The sequence below is a fragment of the Legionella septentrionalis genome, assembly GCF_003989745.1.
Taxonomy (GTDB): domain Bacteria; phylum Pseudomonadota; class Gammaproteobacteria; order Legionellales; family Legionellaceae; genus Legionella_A; species Legionella_A septentrionalis.
Window position 1 is genome coordinate 189,040 of the sequence record NZ_RZGS01000001.1, and the last position, 19,214, is coordinate 208,253.

Genomic DNA, 19,214 nt, shown 5'->3' on the forward strand with positions numbered 1-19,214 from the left:
GGACACAAGTCGTCATGTCGCAAGAAATTGGTTTTGCTGCCGAAGCCCATACTCGCCGGTATCTTCATCAACAGGGATTGCAATGGATAACAAGCAATTACCGTTGTCGTTTTGGCGAAATTGATTTAATCATGCGGGATGAGGAATACTTGGTATTTATTGAAGTGCGCGCCCGCTCAGGCAATGCGTTTGGAGGCGCGGCAGCAAGTGTCACTTACAGCAAAAAGCAAAAAATAATTAAAACTGCATCTTTTTATTTAGCGGCAAATAAATTGCAAGACAAGCAAGCTGTCCGTTTTGACTTGGTAAGCCTTGAAGGGATGCCAGCAAAGCTTACCTGGATAAAGAATGCATTTGGGTTAGATTTTTAGAGGCGAACCATATGGCACAAATGGAAGAGCGAGTCCGGCATCTTTTTGGTGTCAGTATTGAAACAAAAATCGCGGTAGCGGATGGCATGGCAACTGTGATTGCGAAAGCCGGATTGCGTTTGGTAAATTGTTTATTAAATGATGGCAAAATCTTTTTGTGCGGCAATGGGGGGTCGGCGGCAAACTGTTTGCATTTTGCCACAGCGATGACCAACCATTTTGAAGTAGAGCGCCCGCCTCTGCCAGTAGTTACTTTATGCACGGATCCTGCAGTATTGACTGCCATTGGTAATGACGGCCATTACGATCAAATTTTTGCCCGTCAAATTCAAGCCTTAGGACAGGAAGGGGATGTTTTACTGGCCCTAACTACTTCCGGCAATTCTGACAACGTATTGCAAGCGGTTCATGCTGCTAATGATCGTGGCATGGATACCATAGCCCTTTGCGGACGCGATGGGGGCGTACTTGCCAACCATTTGGGGCCAGAAGATATCGAATTGCGTGTACCAGGGGATAATGCGGCTCGCATACGCGAGATGCATTTATTTATTTTGCATTGTTTTTGCGATTTAATCGATCAATCCTTGTTCGGTCAAATGTTGGGGTAAGTATGAAACTTAAGATTTATATTTTTATATTGCTCACGTCGTTGTTAACCAGTTGCGTCGCTTTGCTCGTGGCCGGCGGTGCAGCAGCAGGTGGTTTGATTGTGTACGATCGACGCAGTGTACCGGTAATGGAGGCAGACACGCGTATTTTTTATCAAATAAACCGCACCATAGCCAATGATCCTTTGTTTCGCAATTCACGCATTGCCGTCAGCAGTTTTAATCAGACTGTATTGCTTGTTGGGCAAACACCGACTGCTTCCTTACGTGTTTTGGCAGAAAAAATTGCAAAAAGAGGCGGGGGGGTGCGTGGCGTTTATAACCAAATCAGCATTCAAAGCCCCATCCCCTTTGCGCAAAGAAGCACAGATACTTGGATAACCAGCCAAGTGCGTGGGTTAATGTTGGCAAGAAAAGGTTTGCAATCTGGTTCAATGCGAGTTGTAACAGAAAATGGCGTAGTCTATCTAATGGGAATAGTCAGCCGCCAGCAAGCCAATTTGGCAGTGAATGAAGCAAGGCAAGTACAGGGTGTACGCAAGGTTGTCAAAGTTTTCCGCTATATTAATTAAAATGCATCGCCACAGCATCCTGATGCTGTTAGCGTGCGGAATATTTTCTTTAACTGGCTGCTTGAATGCATTATGGACCAGTGCCAATTTGTTTTATGATCGCCATGACGTCTACAAGCAAGCATGGGATATGCGGCTGGCAGCAGAAGCTAGCCACGCACTTTATTTTAAAGATAAAAAATTCAAGTGCAGCAGTTGTTATATCGATCTGGCAGTTTTCAACCGCGACATTTTACTCGCAGGCCATGTGCCTAGTGCACGCTTGCGCGAAGAAGCGCAGCAGCGATTGGCACGCTTACATGGTTATCGTCGTTTATTCAATCAATTAGGGATTAGTCCGCGGCAAAAAGAAACGTTGGCAGATGCGTGGCTTACAGCTAAAATCCGCAGCCGCATTCTGGCAGATCCTGCCATTGACCCTGATCAATTTAAAATCGTTACAGTAGATCAAATTGTTTATTTAATGGGGGATGTGATTCCGGCACAAGCTCGCCGGGTGATAAAGATTTCCCGGGAATGCAGCGGGGTTAAACGCGTTGTAAAATTGTTAAAATATTATAATTTGAGCGATCAAGCGCTTACTTGATTAAAAATAAAACAAATTAAGCAAAATAAAAAAGGCCTGAACAAATTCAGGCCTCTTGCTGCTATTCCCAAATCAGGAAAGTGGCCAACCTGATGTGGATACTTATACTTTATCAATGGTAGCGCTCTTTATCCAGTTGTTTGTAGAATTTTCGTTATTTTACATTTAGGACATTGATAATTCGTAAGAATTTTTATACGAATACTGAATAAGTCAAGGTTAAAGGAGGCCTGAGTTCTCGCTCAGGCCATTTGCTGCTATTCCCAAACCAGGAAAGTGGCCAACCTGATGTGGATGTTTATACTTTATCAATGGAAGCGACCTTTATCCAGTCGTTTGCGAACTTTTCGCAAGTTATATGTTCTTATAAGGCCTGTGGAAGTATTTTCTTCATTACTCCCGTCTAACCCATTTTGGGTGTTGGCTGGATGGGTTTTGTAATGGTGTCGATAGGAGAGGTGGCATTTGTCGTGTTTGTGGTGTAAGCCGTCGCCGTAGCGATTGTTCATTTTTTCCCGCATATGAGCTGCGTTGCGCTGTTGTTTTTCAGACATAACGTTTTTCCTCTTGCTAGGTTGGACGTTCAGCTTGGTACTGCAATCCGTTAATTTTATCCTGGATTTGCCAGCAAGCCTGAAACCGAGCGTTTATGCTCTATTTAAATTATAGATGAAATAATCCCCTTGTTGGCGTTGCTTATCCATATTGTTTACTTTATAATCCGCGCCAAAGATAGGTGGGAATCGTGAAAAATCAGCTGGGTTTACGCGGGGCAAAGCGGTTAATTGCATGGCAACTCGGGATAACCTTAATAATTGCTGGATTCTGCTTATTGTTTTTCGGCAAAAACAGTGCTTTTTCCGCCTTGTTAGGCGGTTTGGTAAGTGCTTTGCCAAATATTTATTTTGCCAGGAAATTATTTAAATATCACGGCGCAAGAGCGGCAAAACAAATCGTCAACAGCTTTTATAAGGCTGAGGCATTGAAAATTGTTTTGTCTGTTATATTATTTGCGCTGGTTTTTATTTTTGTAAATGTTGTTCCCATTATATTTTTTGCCACATACATTGTGGCGCAAATGGTATTTTGGTTTGCTCCCTTGATTATAGATAATAAACTGAATAGGCCAGAAAGTGACTGAAATGGTATCAAACACCGACTATATCAAACACCACCTGACATACCTGACTTATAACGTAAAGACCATGAGTCTGGGGTCAAATGGGGGATTCTGGACGCTGAATTTGGACACCTTGTTCTTTTCGGTAGTGCTTGGGGCAATCGCCTTATTACTCATGTACTTAGGTGCGCGCCGTGTCAGTACGGGTGTTCCAGGTAAATTGCAGAATTTCGCAGAAATTATGCTGACATTTGCCGATAATCAGGTAAAAGATTGTTTTCATGGCCGCAATAAAGTCATCGGTCCTTTGGCATTGACCATATTCATCTGGGTGTTTTTGATGAATTTTATGGATATCGTGCCTGTAGACGTACTGCCCATGTTGGCGGGAATGTTTGGTTTCCATTATTTGAAGGTCGTACCCACAAATGATTTAAACCTAACCTTTGCCTTGTCGTTATCGGTATTCATTCTTATCATTTACTACAGTTTGAAGGTCAAAGGTCCGAAAGGGTTTATCAAAGAATTGACCTTGCAACCTTTTAACAATCCAATTTTTATCCCGTTTAATCTTTTGCTTGAATTGGTAGGCTTGATTGCAAAACCAATTTCATTAGCACTTCGTTTATTCGGAAACTTGTATGCGGGTGAATTAATTTTCATCCTGATAGCTCTACTGACATTGAACGCAGCTACATCCTCGGCGCTAAGCAACGCTACCTTGGGTGTTGCCCAGTTCTTGTTGGCTCTTGCCTGGTCGATTTTCCATATTTTGGTTATTACCCTGCAAGCATTTATCTTTATGGTGCTGACCATCGTATATCTAAGTTTGGCCCATGAAGATCATTAATCGGTTTTAGTGACTATTTTTTATTTCATCATTATCCATTAAGGGGAATTCTATGCAAGCTGCAAATTTAATAGCACAAGTTCAAGGCATGACTGTTATTGCGGTCGCGTTATTGATTGGTCTGGGTGCGCTCGGTACTGCTATTGGCTTTGGATTGTTGGGCGGAAAATTTTTGGAAGGTTCAGCCCGTCAACCTGAAATGGTTCCTATGTTACAGGTAAAAATGTTTATCGTTGCTGGTTTGCTTGATGCGGTAACCATGATTGGTGTAGGTATTGCATTGTTCTTTACTTTCGCAAATCCCTTCCTCAGCAACTTGGGTTCTTGATAACAGGTGCTAAGGGTTAAACGCCCGGATGTTACAGGAGAAAAGCCTTGGATATTAACTTGACGTTGGTCGTACAAATGCTGGTTTTCGCAGCGTTTGTATGGTTCACCATGAAATTTGTTTGGCCGCCTCTGGTTAGAGCATTGGAAGAAAGGCAAGACAAAATTGCTGATGGTTTGGCCTCAGCTGAGCGCGGTCGGCGTGAGCTTGAGCTGGCACAGCATCGTATAAAAGATGAAATGAAGCAAGCCAAAGCGCAGGCAGTTGACATTGTAGAAAAAGCCAATCGCCGTGCTGCTCAAATCGTTGAAGAAGCTAAAAACGAAGCTCGTCTTGAAGCTCAGAAGATTGCCAAAATTGCGCAAGAACAAATTGCGCAAGAAGTAAACCAGGCCAAAGAAACTTTGCGCAAGCAAGTTGCTGCCTTGGCAGTGGTTGGTGCTGAAAAAATCTTGATGCGCGAAATTGACGAAAAAGCAAACAGCGCATTGCTGGATAATTTGATCGAAGAGATTTGATATGTCCGAAACAATTGCCCGACCTTATGCCAAAGCCATCTTTGAACATGCTCTTGCTGCCAAGCAGTTGGTATTATGGTCGACAGTACTTAAAGAGTTGGCATTAGCGGTACAAGAACCGGATGCCAAGAAATTTGTTAGCAATCCAACGACTTCGGCAGAGCTGAAAACTAAGCTGCTGCTATCTATTTTTGCTCAGGCTGATTATCAAGGTGAGATGAACTTTGTACAAAGCTTCATTGCCTTGCTGGCTGAAAATAAACGCTTAATGGTGTTGCCTGATATCAGTGCATTGTATGAAGCATTGCGTGCCGAGCAGGAAAAAACGTTGGTGGTGCAAGTTCTTAGTTTTTCAGAGCTGACCCCTGTGCAACAGGAGCGCTTAGTCAAATCATTAAGCCAGCGTTTGCATAGGCAAATTGCCCTGGATATAAAGATTGATAAATCTTTGCTTGGGGGGGCTATCGTACGCGCCGGAGACCTGGTGATAGATGGCTCAGTGCGAGGCAAGCTGAATAAACTCGGCACCAATTTGGCTGCATAATTGAGAGGATAAAAGTCCATGTCAGAACAAAGAGCGTTAAATCCATCTGAAATTAGCGAATTAATCAGAAATAAAATTGAACAGTTTAAAGTAGTATCGGAAGCCCGTAATGAAGGTACTGTCGTCAGTGTACAAGACGGTATTGTGCGCGTACACGGCTTGGCTGAAGTCATGCAAGGGGAAATGATTGAATTTCCTGGCAATGTGTATGGTTTGGCTTTAAACCTTGAACGTGATTCGGTTGGGGTGGTAGTTTTGGGTGATGCCAGCACCTTGTCTGAAGGTCAAAAAGCCAAGTGTACCGGCCGTATTTTGGAAGTGCCTGTGGGCCGTGGCTTGTTAGGTCGTGTAGTTGACGCTTTGGGTAACCCTCTTGATGGGAAAGGCCCGATTCAAGCTGACAAAACATCTCCAATCGAAAAAGTAGCGCCTGGCGTAATTGCACGTAAATCCGTAGATCAACCTGTACAAACTGGCTTAAAAGCCATCGATGCCATGACTCCGGTAGGCCGCGGTCAGCGTGAATTAATCATTGGTGACCGACAAACTGGAAAAACAGCCATTGCCATTGATGCAATCATTAATCAAAAAGGCACTGGCATTAAATGTATTTACGTGGCAATTGGGCAAAAAGCGTCTTCCGTTGCAGCGATTGTACGCAAGCTTGAAGAGCAGGGTGCAATGGAACATACCATCGTGGTAGTCGCCGGTGCTGCAGATTCCGCTGCGCTGCAATTCATAGCTCCCTATGCGGGCTGCACCATGGGTGAATACTTCATGGAGCGCGGTGAAGATGCTTTAATCGTATATGACGATTTAACCAAGCAAGCTTGGGCATACCGGCAAATTTCTTTGCTGTTGCGTCGTCCGCCGGGCCGTGAAGCGTATCCGGGAGATGTGTTCTACCTGCACTCTCGTTTGCTGGAAAGGGCTGCACGTATCAATGCTCAAGAAGTTGAGCGCTTGACCAATGGTGAAGTTAAAGGAAAGACAGGATCATTGACTGCATTGCCGATCATCGAAACGCAAGCAGGAGACGTTTCTGCATTCGTGCCAACCAACGTAATTTCTATTACCGATGGACAAATTTTCTTGGATGTGGATTTATTCAACGCGGGTATCCGTCCTGCGATTAACTCAGGCTTGTCTGTATCCCGTGTGGGCGGTGCTGCGCAAACGAAAATCATGAAAAAACTAGGTGGTGGTACGCGTTTGGCGTTAGCGCAATTCCGAGAGCTGGAAGCATTTTCGCAGTTTGCTTCCGACTTAGATGAAGCCACCCGTAAGCAGCTTGAGCGTGGGCAACGTATTACTGAATTAATGAAGCAGAAGCAATATGCTCCTTTTTCCGTTGCGCAAATGGCATTGTCTTTATTTGTGGTCGAAAAAGGTTACTTGGATGACGTCCCGGTTGCTGAAGTCAGTGCTTTTGAAGCAGCATTGCAAGGCCACATGGCCGGCTCTTATGCTGCATTGATGCAAAAAATCAATGAAACCGGTGCTTATGACGGTGAGATTGAGTCGCAATTGAAAGACGCGGTGGAAGAATTTAAGCGCACAGGCAGCTGGTAAGCAGCCTGTTTCTACATAGGTGATCATTTGTAAATAGCATCCGTACAAGCATGCGGGTGCTCCAACAAAGGCGAAGCAAGATATGGCTGGAGCGAGAGAGATTCGTTCGAAAATTACGAGTATTAAAAAGACGCAAAAAATTACGCGTGCGATGGAAATGGTTGCCGCCAGTAAGATGCGTAAAACGCAAGAAAGAATGCGTGCTTCAAAACCATACGCTACTAAAATTTATGAAGTAGTTAAACACATAGCCCGCGCTACTTCAGAATATCGTCATCCTTTCATGGATAGCCGTGAAGTGAAGCGTGTAGGCATCATTGTTGTGACAACTGATCGCGGTTTGTGCGGTGGTTTGAATTCAAATTTGTTGCGTGAAACGATTGGATTTATGCGCTCGTTGACTGCAGAAGGGAAGGAAAGCGATCTTTGCGTAATCGGTCGGAAAGGCCAAGCGTTTTTTAAACGCGCAGGTGGTCGGGTTCTTGCTTCCGTTGATCATTTGGGCGACACGCCTGGCATCAAGGATTTAATCGGTATAGTGAAAGTGATGCTGGATGCTTTTTACCGCGGTGAAATTGACGCATTGCACATTGTCTACAACGAATTTGTAAACACCATGTCGCAGAAGCCAACCGTCAAACAATTATTGCCATTGCCGAAGTCGGAAGATGACAGCAAGGCCATGAGCCACCACTGGGATTACATTTACGAGCCGGATGCTAAAGAATTACTGGATGGTTTGTTGGAGCGGTACATCGAGTTACAAGTGTATCAAGCTGTGGTGGAAAATATTGCCAGCGAGCAAGCTGCGAAGATGATTGCAATGAAAAGTGCAACCGATAACGCAGGTGAGTTAATTAAAGAATTTCAGTTGGCTTATAACAAAGCCCGGCAAGCCGCGATTACGCAAGAATTGGCGGAAATTGTCGGTGGTGCAGACGCTTTATAAGAGGGTAAGAGATGAGCTTAGGAACCGTAGTGCAAGTAATTGGCGCCGTTGTAGACGTGGAATTTCCACGCGACGATGTGCCTCGAGTGAATGATGCATTGAAACTGGTAGATGGTGATCTGGTTTTTGAAGTACAGCAACAATTGGGTGATGGCGTAGTACGTACTATTGCTATGGGCTCGACTGAAGGTTTGCCACGCGGCAAGAAAGCTGAAAATACCCGCAAGCCCATCCAAGTTCCAGTAGGTAAGAAAACCCTGGGACGAATTATGGATGTATTGGGCAGGCCCGTAGATGATGCAGGCCCTATTGAAGCGGAAGAAGTTTGGTCGATCCATCGCATGGCGCCCAGCTATGAAGAACAAGCCAGTAGCCAGGAAATTTTAGAAACCGGTATTAAAGTAATCGATTTGCTCTGTCCATTTGCCAAAGGTGGAAAGGTAGGCTTGTTCGGCGGTGCCGGTGTGGGCAAAACCGTAAATATGATGGAATTGATCCGTAATATTGCCATTGAACACAGTGGATACTCGGTATTTGCCGGGGTAGGGGAGCGTACTCGTGAAGGTAACGACTTCTATCACGAAATGAAAGATTCCAACGTATTGGATAAAGTGTCGCTGGTATACGGGCAAATGAATGAGCCACCGGGCAACCGTTTACGCGTTGCTTTGACCGGTTTGACCATGGCGGAAAAATTCCGTGATGAAGGCCGTGATGTCTTATTGTTCATTGACAATATTTATCGTTATACCTTGGCTGGAGTGGAAGTATCCGCACTGTTGGGCCGCATGCCTTCTGCAGTGGGTTATCAGCCTACATTGGCTGAAGAAATGGGTATGCTGCAAGAGCGTATTACCTCTACAAAAACAGGTTCGATCACCTCGATCCAGGCTGTATACGTGCCTGCAGACGATTTGACTGACCCATCGCCAGCGACAACATTCGCGCATTTGGATGCTACCGTTGTATTATCGCGACAAATTGCCGAGCTTGGTATTTATCCGGCAGTGGATCCGCTTGATTCTACTTCACGGCAGTTGGATCCTTTGATCGTAGGGCAAGAGCATTATGATACGGCGCGCCGTGTGCAGCAAACCCTGCAACGCTACAAAGAATTGAAGGACATCATCGCCATTTTGGGTATGGATGAATTGTCTGAAGATGACAAGCGTGTGGTTTCCCGCGCGCGTAAGATTCAGCGTTTCTTATCGCAACCTTTCTTCGTCGCCGAGGTATTTACGGGTTCTCCTGGAAAATACGTTTCCTTGAAAGATACCATTAAAGGCTTCCAGGGCATTCTTGCAGGTGAATATGATGACTTGCCTGAGCAAGCCTTCTATATGGTTGGAAATATTGACGAAGCAGTTGCCAAAGCTAAAACATTATGAGGCAGTCTGACATGGCTATAACAACGCACTTGGATATCGTCAGTGCCGAACGGGAAATATTTTCCGGCATCGTTGAGATGGTGGTAGCTACTGGCGAAATAGGCGAGCTTGGAATTGTTCCAGGCCACGCCCCTTTGCTTACCCTGTTAAAACCGGGTGAGGTTCGTGTGACATTGCCAGGCGGGGAGCAGGAAGTATATTACATTTCCGGCGGCATGCTGGAAGTACAACCGTATTACGTTACGGTGCTTGCAGATGCAGTCGAGCGCGCTGACAGCCTGGATGAAGCAGCTGCCTTGGCGGCTAAGGCACGTGCTGAAGAAGCCATCGCTAATAAAGATGCAGACATCGATTACTCCGTTGCTGCTGCTGAATTGGCTCGCGCTGTGGCCCAAATCCGGGCAATCCAAAAAGTTAGAAAGAAAATGAAATGATTTCAATCCATTCTCTGCGGAGAATGGATTGCTTTTGCTTGTTTCGCCTATCCAATATCTCCCACTGCTACTAATTAACGGCAAACGCTGTGACCATTATGAATGGCAGCATAGCCATGAAAAAAGTTACTGAGGATGCAATTGCCGTGACTAGTGTTTATTCAACAGCTTTCTCTAGTTAAACATCTACCATTGCGTATGCAGGGAATAAACAATGCGACTCATTCCTGAGAGCACTTATACATCCAGCTGCCATTTTCCTAATAAAAATAAAACGTTCCCCGCTCCTTTTGCACCTGGGATGTAGGTGGCAGCCAGCGAAGCCCGCCGGTATGTTAAAGAAGCCATGGGTAAGGCACCCGGGAAGGGAATATTGTGAAATATATCTGAGCGGGCCGTAATGAATGCCGTTACTCCAGCCCCAAGGCGGATATTTTCAGTGAGACGGGCCATTTTAAAATATGCATAACCTGCGATGGGCTCAATGTTTTTATGCGAATCAAGAAATGCAAAAGCATAGAGGCCATGTAAGTTGCCTTTTTCATCATAAAGGCTTTTACCCATGCCGCCCCCCCAGGCAGTTTCATTATATTGCGCTATTTTTTCTTTTGCATAGGTATGGCGGTTATGCCAGGCATACCCGGTAAAATATAAATCCCTATCGCCTTCGTTCCAAATTTGCTGCAGACGGTGGCAAATTGTCTGTAGCCAGGACGGCCCGTGGCTATAAGTTTCAGTGACTTCTGCCCATGAGTTTTGTACAACCAGCAGTAATAAACAAATTCGAAAATAATTCATGGATTGAGTTAGTCATCCCTATGAAATAGGGATGCAATATTGGCTGTTAAGTGATATGGTTTATGAATATAACACAGATTTTGCTTAACATTTAAATGTAAAGGACGAGCGTATTAACATGGACTTGTTTCGTAAAAAAGGTATTCATGAATCCATTGAAAATGGCGATCGCCTGCAGCAGTGTCTATCGGCTTTCGACTTAACTTTTTTGGGTATAGGCGCCATTATTGGTGCTGGTATCTTCGTGCTCACCGGCATTGTGGCGGCAACGCAAGCTGGCCCGGCTATAGTTTTTTCCTATGTGATGGCAGGGCTTGCCTGCGCATTTTCTGCACTTTCCTATGCTGAATTGGCAGCAGCAATTGGCGGCTGTGGCAGCGCTTATGGCTATGCTTATGCAGGTTTTGGTGAATTGGTAGCATGGATAGTAGGATGGGATTTGCTGTTGGAATATTCCATTGCTGTTTCTGCAGTTTCTGTGGGATGGAGTAGTTATTTTAATGATCTTTTATTGGCATTGAACATTCATATTCCTACTTATTTGTTGCATGCCCCTGCCAATGGTGGCATAGGCAACATTCTTGCTCTGGGAATCATCTTTATTTTGTGTCTTTTATTGATCATGGGAGCTAAATCAAGTTCCCGCATTAATAATGCGATGGTGCTGGTTAAATTATTGGTGATTGCTATTTTTATCATAATGGCAGTGCATGAAGTAAAACCGGAAAACTGGCAGCCATTTTTCCCGTTTGGCTGGAGTGGCGTAATGCAAGGTGCTTCTCTCATTTTTTTCGCTTATGTGGGGTTTGATGCAGTATCCACTGCAGCCGAGGAAGCCATCCACCCACAACGCGATCTTCCCATCGGCATTTTGGGATCATTGGTGATTTGTACCCTCATTTACATTCTGGTTTCCGCTTTGCTAACGGGCATGGTGCATTACAGTACGCTAAACGTTGCTTCCCCAATAAGCCATGCGCTGTTAACGCTGGGTTATAAGGCAGCTGCAGGTTTGGTGGGCGTTGGGGCTATAGCAGGATTGACCACGGTGATGCTGGTGCTTTTTTACGGATTAAGCCGCGTATTTTATGCCATGGCACGCGATGGCTTATTACCTCGTTTTTTTGCAGTCATTAATAAAACAACGCACACACCGGTGCGTATTATCATTGTATGCGGTTTATTAATGGCATCGGTTTCCGCATTAGTACCCATCGATGATTTGGCAGAACTGGTTAATATAGGAACGTTATTTGCCTTTATGATCGTTTGCAGTGGTGTGTTGATTTTACGCTACACGCATCCTGAGCTTCCGCGTCCTTTCAAAACGCCCTTCATGCCTTATGTACCTATATTGGGAGTGATAAGCTGCATGTATCTTATTATCAATTTACCTTTAGTGACCATGTTGCGTTTTATAATTTGGATGCTGGTCGGCATTGTGGTTTATTTTTCCTTTAGCCGTTTAAATAGTGAATTGGAATACAAAGGCAAGGAAAACCCTTCCAATTAATGTACCAAAAGAATAATTCCTGCGGCAATTATACCTGAGGCAGGCAGCGTGAGTAACCAGGACAGGTAAATAATTCTAAGCATCCGCCAGTTAGTGCCTTTCAAGCCGCTTATCAATCCCACGCCAGCAATGGCGCCGGTTACGGTTTGCGTTGTTGAAACTGGGACGCCATATTCTGTTGAGGCAAAAATAACTGCGGCGGCTCCAGTTTCCGCCATACAACCGCTTAAGGTGTTTAGTTGCGTGATTTTACTGCCCATTGTGTGCACAATACGCCAGCCACCAACCAAGGTTCCTAAGCTGATTACGGCATGACAGGAAATGACTACCCATAAAGGAATATAAAATTCACCATCAAGCCAGGATGCGGAAAAAAGCAAAATGGCAATAATACCCATCGTTTTTTGCGCATCATTACCGCCGTGCGTCAGGCTTAATAAAGCAGAAGAAGCCAATTGCAAGGCTTTATACATTTTTTTGAACCGCTCGCTGTCTTTAGGTTGCAACAGTTTTATAAATACATAGGCAAGCAGCAAGCTTGCTGCTAATCCCATTACCGGAGAAATAAAAATACCGATGGCAACTTTAGTAAATCCACTCCATTTTAAGGTGGTTAACCCACCTCGTGCGACAGCAGCTCCTGCCAAACCTCCGATTAAAGCATGGGAAGAGCTGGAAGGCAGTCCCAAATACCAGGTTAAAAGATTCCAGGAAATGGCGCCGAAAAGAGCGGCAAGAATCAGTTTCGGGTCGATGATACTCGTGGCAATCAGATCGTGGCCAATGGTCTTGGCAACCATCAGATTAAAAAACAAAAAAGCAATGAAATTAAAAAAAGCCGCCCATAATACGGCTTGCCTTGGGGTCAACACCCCGGTGCTCACGATGGTGGCAATCGAGTTTGCGGCATCATGAAAGCCGTTTATAAAATCAAAAAGATAGGCTATCAAAATAACGCATAGAATAAAGAACATGCCTTGTTCCATGTTGTTTCCTAGGTGTTTATTCCGGGCAACCGCCTCCCATTAATGCCATGGGAGGGAGGCAACTTGCGAAGAGAAAAGAATATATTTATATATAATAACTGCTCTTTGTCATTAATTTGGATACTTTGCCCATCACATATTTAACAACTCCGGGCAGCTCGGCAGCACCGGCAGTCATTGCCGTTTGCCTATGTAATTCTTCATCTTCCCGCATTTGCGTTAAAATTGCCCTGGTTTTTTCATCCTGAGCAGGAATATTACTTAAATGATTTTGCAAGTGTGCTGTGACTTGACGTTCGGTTTCAGCGACAAAACCAAGACTCCAGTGATCGCCTGCAAGTCCTGCCAGTGCCCCGATAAGAAAAGAACCGCCGTACCATAACGGATTCAACCAACTGGGCCGCTCACTCAATTCAGCTAATCGTTGCTCACACCAAGCCAAATGGTCTTCTTCTTCCTTAGCCGCCTGGGCCATTTGCGTTTTTACATGATCTAATTTTGCAGTAAGGGCTTGGCCTTGGTAGAGTGCTTGCGCGCATACTTCCCCGGCATGATTGACCCGCATTAAGCCTGCAACGTGTTGTTTTTCAGCACGAGTCAAAAGCGGCTCCTCAATATGCTCGCCCGGGGTAGCGCGATCACAGGGACGGTTTTGTGGTATGAATAATGTCCGTAAAGTGGTGTCTAACTCACTTAATATTTTATCAAATAAGTTTAATTGGCGCATGGGATCACTCGATGATATGGGATTTTTCTGACTATTATGCAGAGAATAGCAACATTTGGGTTTATAAATAATATGCGATCTCTGCTCGCCTGTCACTTAAGTCTATACGGGGCTAAAATCCAAGGGCTAGCAAGGTTGTCGCTATTATAAAATTGTTGTGCCTGTTGCTTATCCATCGGCCCATTCATGGGCAAGGGAGAGGCAAAAAATCCCCGTTTTGCAGTAAAAAACCAGTGGAGCCGGGGCTTGCGGTATGATTTAGAGCGAATGCCTTGTCGAACTTAATTTCATTGGGATCCTGTTGTAAAAAAAGGGTTTATTGTTGAGGGTATGGCCAGGATATTTTCTATGAGTGTGTGCCAGGGTTGTGCTGGCAAATTTCGTGCATGCGTTTGTCAGCGGCTAGCGGCTGCCTGATTGCCAAGCGGCTGCATCTTGGCTCGTTCTGCTTGAGTAAATCAGAAGAGACATGTTGATTGCCGCAAGAATTATAAGTGGAAATATTTACATGGTTTCGGGTTAACTAAATTAAGATTCAGTTCTCTGCCCGGGGTAAATATGAATAAGCCGCAGGTTTGATCGCCGCGGGTGATAAGGGGCAGGCATGCTGGTTGCAGTTGGTTCGTTGGGATGTTTTGTGGAATAAAGGGAGTTGTATCCAATTGTGGGCAGGTTACAGCATTTCCTAATGCCTGCAAAAGAGCAGCGAAATACAGGTTATCTTGAACTGTGATAGTTTCTGTACCACAGTGATGTGGATGGCCGAAACAATGCTAAAGGCTGGTGTTAATGTTGCAGGAAAGGCGTCCAGTTATGCAAAAAATTCAGCAAAATTTATTGATCGTGGACCAATAGTTGTTTTTCGGGCTGTGGGGGTTTAGCTTGCAATGAGAACAATGGAGCAAGGTTTGTATCATTCGGGTTTTGATAATTTGCCTCGCTGATTGGAGTAAATACGTCTACTATGGAAAATTCAGCCAATGCAGGTGTTAAGTTAGCTTCAGGATGTGGTTGCGTAAGAAAATTACAAGGAATGGATGGCGCAACCTGTACTCGCTGGAAAAATTATTTTCGTGATTAACCCTCATTCACTGCTTGAGAAAGATGATGTGGAAAAATAATAAGAAGTATTATTTTTCATAAGATTACATTAAAAATGAATAATTGTATTCATTGCACCATGATAGCGATAAATTGATTAAATGGGCGATCTAAATACAGTCGGAGGGTAATTCGTAAAGCAATAGAGCAGAGTAGCATAGGTTCTATTGCAAGAAAAAATGGACACTGCGAGAATGATTAGCTGGATATGATTTCTAGCGTTGGCAAACAGGAGTTTTGGCTCTGGGACAATATCTTTTACCGCCGGCAGCGCAGCTGGTTATAGCATTTGTACTGTTACTGGTTATTGCAGCAATAACCATGGCGGCGTGCTCACGCCAAAAATGGCGTTTTACCATTGCATTGGTGGGGATTGGTTTACTTATTGGCCATTTGGAGCGGCAGGGTATTGGTTGGCTTCGTTTTTTTAATATTTATCAATTGCGTCCTGATTTCATTTTTTATCTATGTTTGCCGACCTTACTTTTTGAATCCGCTTACCACATCGACATTCGCCAGCTTAAACGCAATCTCGCGCAAATTCTGGTGCTTGCCATCCCCGGGGTATTGATTTCAACGCTGCTCATGGGATTTATTGTGCATCAATTTACCTCATTGAACTGGTTGTTAGCCTTACTATTAGGCGCTATTTTAAGCGCTATTGAACCCATTGCAGTGCTTTCTCTTTTCCAAAGTTTAGGCGCACCTAAAAAATTAAGGATATTGGTCGAGGGAGAAAGTTTGTTCAGTGACGCCACAGCGGTTATTCTTGCCAAAACATTTGGAATTATGCTCGCCATAGGCATGCTCGATGCACCGGGCATTGCAGAGGGTGGGATGCAGTTTTTGCTTAAATTTTTAGGCGGGCTGCTCTTTGGTTGGCTTTTTGCCCATTTAATGGGAAGTATATTAAGCTTGCTGAAATCGCAGCCACAAATTGAGATTTCCTTAACGACTGTTTTAGCTTATTCATCTTTTATTATCGCTGAACAAGTTTTAATGGTGAGCGGGGCATTAGCTGTGGTCGCGGCGGGATTAACCATGGGAAATTGGGGGCAAACCAAAATATCTCCCGACGTAACAAATTATCTGGAGAAATTTTGGGGATTTGCAGCTTATGCGGTAAATGCTCTTCTTTTCTTATTAGTCGGTTTGAATATCAATATCTCTCACACTTGGCACGTGCTGGCAGAATGGCTAGTGGTGGTTGTTGCCATGTTAATTTCGCGCGCTGTCGTTGTGTTTGGATTAATTCCTGTTTCTCGCCTTTTCCCCTTATCCACCAAAGTAAACTGGCGTTACCAAACGGTAATTTTTTGGGGAGGATTGCGTGGGGGAGTCTCTTTAGCCACGGTGTTTGGATTGCAGCATTTTCATGGACAAACTCTGCTCATTGATTTGGTGGCAGGGGCGGTTCTATTCACCTTATTTGCACAGGGTCTCACGATTGAGCGGGTTATTGCCTGGTTAGGGCTTAATAAAATACCCGTGATCGACCAGTTAATGAAACTGGATGGGTTAATTGTTATTAAAAAACAGGCACTTCAGCGATTAAAACAATTAAAGCAAGCCGGTCTGGTTTCTTTGCATACGGCTAATGAATTAAAAAATAAGCATGCCTATGAACTAAAGGAGGCAGAAGAATCTCTGGCACGCCTTAAAGATCATGCGTTTAATCCTAAAAGGCAAGAGCAATTTCTGTTAAATCACATGCTCGGGCGCGAATTAAAAGCCTTGTTTCTCTGGTTTACACAAGGCCTCATTTCAGAAACCGTTTACCGAAACTTAAGAGATACGATCCACACGCAATTAGATGCTGTGCGCCATGGCGGTGGGTGGTTGGCAGTTAGCAAAATTCTTAAAGTTCCTTCGCGATTGGATAATTTTTTAATTCGTTTTATCGAGCCTTTACCTGGCATGCATTGGCTAAGGGGACGTTTGCAAGCTACACGCATTGCACGCCAATATGAGGAGATATGGGCTTTGCATGAGGGAACTAAAATTTTGCAAAATGCACTTGAAGAACTGCAGCTGCATATTAAGTTTGACGAAAAAATAACGTCTTATCTTACGGTGCAAATTACCCATTGGGAATATGTCACCCAGCAACAATTAGAGCAAATGCTGCATGATTTTCCAACGGTCATCCAATCCTTGCAAGAGCGTTTGCACGAACACATGATTTTAACTGCAGAAATTGAATTGTTAAAAGAAGAAGTGAGGGCGGGAAAGTTGCCTGCCACCATTGCCGCTGAAATTATCCAAGAATGCGAGCAACAAATGCATGTTCTTAAACATAAGCCCATGGAACGCGTGCAATTGGATGCTTATGATTTTCTGCGCAATTTTTATTTGTTTGAGACTTTAAAAGACAAAGAATTTTCCCTGCTTTATCAAAAATTTCGTTCTTACACGGTACCGATTGGCCATGAAGTGATAAAAGAAGGAGATACGGGACGTTCTCTCTTTTTTATTGCCCGTGGAATAATCCACGTCGTACGTAAAAAAGATCAAGAAACCGAGCTGCTGGCCACCTTAAGCGAAGGAGATTTTATTGGGGAGATTAGTCTAATAGAGGATAAACCCCGCAATGCCACTTGCCGCGCCGCGTCCCCATGTGTGCTCTATGAACTGCGTTTTAAAGATTTTGCCGAATTTAAGAAGGACCACCCGGAAATCATTGCAAAGATTAAACAAGTCGCAGCAAAGCGAGGGCTATAACCGGGCTGAATGTGCAAAACTTCAGTAAAGAATATGTGAGATATTATCCATAATAGCCAACCACGCAGTCACTTGCTCATCGCTTTCAGAGTCGTGTCTTGGATCGGAGCAATTAAGGGTGGTTTATTACCCGAATGGCTCCAACCCAGGGTCAGCATTTTATCCTTATTATTTTGGATATCGGGGAGAATTTTTATGATTTTCCCCAGTATTATTCATTCTTTTAGGTAGTGCAAACAACCCGCAATGGTTGGGCAATACAGCCATTGGACGCAGGCATGGTGGCTTCTTGCAGATTGCTTTGCGCGAGCATGGCTTGCATGTCGGAACCATCGGGTGATGGGATGGGACGTTTTTGCCGTTTAGCGGGCTTGGCTTCCACTGGATGATTGCCACCACGCCTTCTTGCATGTAAGACATTTATATTTTCCCTGAAGGTTGCTGAAATCGTTTTCCAGAATACACTCCTGGTGCACGTTAAACCTTTGCAGGACATAACCGCGGTTGCATTTATTGGCATGGAGGATTTTATTTGCAAATGCAGGCAGGCGCATTAAACTAATGCTAAGGAAATCAATAAGGGATATGCATGCAAGGTTTGAAGATCAATCATGTAACCGATATGGACAATGGTACCGGTGCTTCAATCTTTTTATTTGAGCAAGGTGCGATCGGTTCTTACCTCATTGTAGGCTCAGCTTGTGCTACACATGAAGTGGCAGTGCTCGAGCCTGAACACAGCGTCCCTTGCGTGCATGGTTTGATGTTGGCAGGTGGCAGCACCTTCGGGTTATTTGCTGTTCAAGGCATGGTGCGCTATTTGCATGAAAAGGAAATTGGTTTTCATGCTCCCAATGCCATTGTCCCGTTAGTTCCAGCCGCGGCTTTATATGATTTAAGTTACAAGCACCCCGTGCCCCCAAGTGCAAATGAGGTATATCAGGCTTGTTTTAAAGCATCTGAGCATAATGAAGACCGCGGTATACTCGGCGCAGGTACAGGTGCTACGGTGGGTAAATTGATTGCTTCGGCTTCGCCAATGAAAAGCGGCATGGGGCGCGCTGCCATCAAGCTAGACTCAGGTCTTGAAGTTATTGCTTATGCTGCCGTTAATGCAGTAGGCGATGTTCATGATAAAGGCAATATCGTGGCAGGAGCGCGTTTTGCCGATGGCAGCTGGGCCGACACAGAAAAACGTTTGCTTGCCGGTGAGTCTGAACAAAATCTATTTGCAAATGCCAATACCACCTTAATTGCTGTTTTTACCAATGCCAAAGGTGATAAAGCTTCCCTAAAACGCATGGCAAAAATGACTGCTGCGGGTTTTTCCCAAGCCATCTCGCCGATATTCTCTCCTTACGATGGCGATATAATTTTTTGCTTTTCCCTGGGAAATCTTGAAGTAAGCGAGCTTATGCTGGGCACGATTGCGGCAGAGCAAGTGAGGCTTGCCATTTTGGATGCGGTAAAAAATTCTTTGTAACGGCATTACAAGCATGAAGTGACGGACTCATTTTTAGGCTAG

21 protein-coding genes are annotated in these 19,214 nt (G+C 44.4%); 16 read left to right on the forward strand and 5 right to left on the reverse strand.

Going from position 1 to position 19,214, the window contains the following annotated elements; all coding sequences use genetic code 11:
• The first annotated feature begins 14 nt into the window (after positions 1–14).
• Genes ELY11_RS00850 through ELY11_RS00865 form a run of 4 tightly spaced genes read left to right on the forward strand, consistent with a single transcriptional unit; the run spans position 15 to position 2,140 of the window.
• On the forward strand, positions 15–371 hold the full coding sequence (locus ELY11_RS00850; RefSeq protein WP_126953288.1) for a YraN family protein: 357 nt from the start codon (positions 15–17) through the stop codon (positions 369–371).
• An 11-nt stretch (positions 372–382) separates the two neighbouring features.
• Positions 383–982, forward strand: coding sequence for a D-sedoheptulose-7-phosphate isomerase (locus tag ELY11_RS00855; protein WP_126953289.1), 600 nt, complete (start codon positions 383–385; stop codon positions 980–982).
• A 2-nt stretch (positions 983–984) separates the two neighbouring features.
• Positions 985–1,554 (forward strand): BON domain-containing protein, encoded by a 570-nt coding sequence (locus tag ELY11_RS00860; RefSeq protein WP_126953290.1) that lies wholly within the window; start codon positions 985–987, stop codon positions 1,552–1,554.
• 22 nt (positions 1,555–1,576) lie between these two features.
• Entirely contained in the window at positions 1,577–2,140 is a 564-nt protein-coding gene (locus ELY11_RS00865; protein WP_233579534.1) for a BON domain-containing protein, read from the forward strand.
• A 308-nt stretch (positions 2,141–2,448) separates the two neighbouring features.
• Here the strand turns inward: ELY11_RS00865 and ELY11_RS00870 are convergent, their stop codons facing one another.
• Positions 2,449–2,694: a hypothetical protein gene (locus ELY11_RS00870; RefSeq protein WP_126953291.1), complete on the reverse strand. Its 246-nt coding sequence runs from the start codon at positions 2,692–2,694 to the stop codon at positions 2,449–2,451.
• Between the two features lie 191 nt (positions 2,695–2,885).
• On the opposite strand from ELY11_RS00870, the gene ELY11_RS00875 reads away from it, so the two are divergent.
• The 9 genes from ELY11_RS00875 (at position 2,886) to ELY11_RS00915 (ending at position 9,843) form a co-directional block, all read left to right on the forward strand.
• Complete coding sequence (locus ELY11_RS00875) at positions 2,886–3,281, forward strand: F0F1 ATP synthase subunit I (protein ID WP_126953292.1); 396 nt, start codon at positions 2,886–2,888, stop codon at positions 3,279–3,281.
• A gap of 1 nt (position 3,282) precedes the next feature.
• Positions 3,283–4,110: a F0F1 ATP synthase subunit A gene (atpB, locus tag ELY11_RS00880; protein ID WP_126953293.1), complete on the forward strand. Its 828-nt coding sequence runs from the start codon at positions 3,283–3,285 to the stop codon at positions 4,108–4,110.
• Between the two features lie 52 nt (positions 4,111–4,162).
• Complete coding sequence (gene atpE, locus ELY11_RS00885) at positions 4,163–4,438, forward strand: F0F1 ATP synthase subunit C (RefSeq protein WP_028385819.1); 276 nt, start codon at positions 4,163–4,165, stop codon at positions 4,436–4,438.
• A gap of 47 nt (positions 4,439–4,485) precedes the next feature.
• On the forward strand, positions 4,486–4,956 hold the full coding sequence (locus ELY11_RS00890; protein ID WP_126953294.1) for a F0F1 ATP synthase subunit B: 471 nt from the start codon (positions 4,486–4,488) through the stop codon (positions 4,954–4,956).
• A gap of 1 nt (position 4,957) precedes the next feature.
• Complete coding sequence (locus ELY11_RS00895) at positions 4,958–5,500, forward strand: F0F1 ATP synthase subunit delta (protein ID WP_126953295.1); 543 nt, start codon at positions 4,958–4,960, stop codon at positions 5,498–5,500.
• 18 nt (positions 5,501–5,518) lie between these two features.
• Entirely contained in the window at positions 5,519–7,072 is a 1,554-nt protein-coding gene (gene atpA / locus ELY11_RS00900; RefSeq protein ID WP_126953296.1) for a F0F1 ATP synthase subunit alpha, read from the forward strand.
• A gap of 82 nt (positions 7,073–7,154) precedes the next feature.
• The gene (atpG, locus tag ELY11_RS00905; protein WP_126953297.1) at positions 7,155–8,021 is read left to right on the forward strand and encodes a F0F1 ATP synthase subunit gamma; all 867 of its coding nucleotides are present in this window, start codon (positions 7,155–7,157) and stop codon (positions 8,019–8,021) included.
• Positions 8,022–8,032: 11 nt separating this feature from the next.
• Positions 8,033–9,409, forward strand: a complete 1,377-nt coding sequence (gene atpD, locus ELY11_RS00910; protein ID WP_126953298.1) for a F0F1 ATP synthase subunit beta — start codon at positions 8,033–8,035, stop codon at positions 9,407–9,409.
• 11 nt (positions 9,410–9,420) lie between these two features.
• A complete protein-coding gene (locus tag ELY11_RS00915; protein ID WP_126953299.1) occupies positions 9,421–9,843 on the forward strand; it encodes a F0F1 ATP synthase subunit epsilon in 423 nt (140 codons plus the stop codon).
• A gap of 237 nt (positions 9,844–10,080) precedes the next feature.
• Here the strand turns inward: ELY11_RS00915 and pagP are convergent, their stop codons facing one another.
• Positions 10,081–10,641: a lipid IV(A) palmitoyltransferase PagP gene (pagP, locus tag ELY11_RS00920; RefSeq protein ID WP_126953300.1), complete on the reverse strand. Its 561-nt coding sequence runs from the start codon at positions 10,639–10,641 to the stop codon at positions 10,081–10,083.
• A gap of 118 nt (positions 10,642–10,759) precedes the next feature.
• Between pagP and ELY11_RS00925 the strand changes: the two genes are divergently transcribed.
• A complete protein-coding gene (locus ELY11_RS00925; protein WP_127032323.1) occupies positions 10,760–12,154 on the forward strand; it encodes an amino acid permease in 1,395 nt (464 codons plus the stop codon).
• Here ELY11_RS00925 and ELY11_RS00930 read toward each other — a convergent pair.
• Both ELY11_RS00930 and coq7 read right to left on the reverse strand, forming a co-directional pair.
• Positions 12,151–13,140: an inorganic phosphate transporter gene (locus ELY11_RS00930; protein WP_126953302.1), complete on the reverse strand. Its 990-nt coding sequence runs from the start codon at positions 13,138–13,140 to the stop codon at positions 12,151–12,153. The genes ELY11_RS00925 and ELY11_RS00930 overlap by 4 nt on opposite strands.
• Before the next feature lie 85 nt (positions 13,141–13,225).
• Complete coding sequence (coq7, locus tag ELY11_RS00935) at positions 13,226–13,867, reverse strand: 2-polyprenyl-3-methyl-6-methoxy-1,4-benzoquinone monooxygenase (RefSeq protein WP_126953342.1); 642 nt, start codon at positions 13,865–13,867, stop codon at positions 13,226–13,228.
• A gap of 1,338 nt (positions 13,868–15,205) precedes the next feature.
• On the opposite strand from coq7, the gene ELY11_RS00940 reads away from it, so the two are divergent.
• The gene (locus tag ELY11_RS00940; protein ID WP_127032324.1) at positions 15,206–17,689 is read left to right on the forward strand and encodes a cation:proton antiporter; all 2,484 of its coding nucleotides are present in this window, start codon (positions 15,206–15,208) and stop codon (positions 17,687–17,689) included.
• A gap of 223 nt (positions 17,690–17,912) precedes the next feature.
• Here the strand turns inward: ELY11_RS00940 and ELY11_RS00945 are convergent, their stop codons facing one another.
• Positions 17,913–18,185: a hypothetical protein gene (locus ELY11_RS00945; protein ID WP_127032325.1), complete on the reverse strand. Its 273-nt coding sequence runs from the start codon at positions 18,183–18,185 to the stop codon at positions 17,913–17,915.
• Between the two features lie 93 nt (positions 18,186–18,278).
• Here ELY11_RS00945 and ELY11_RS00950 point away from each other — a divergent pair, with 93 nt between their 5' ends.
• The gene (locus tag ELY11_RS00950) at positions 18,279–19,172 is read left to right on the forward strand and encodes a P1 family peptidase (RefSeq protein ID WP_127032326.1); all 894 of its coding nucleotides are present in this window, start codon (positions 18,279–18,281) and stop codon (positions 19,170–19,172) included.
• The last annotated feature ends 42 nt before the right edge of the window (positions 19,173–19,214 follow it).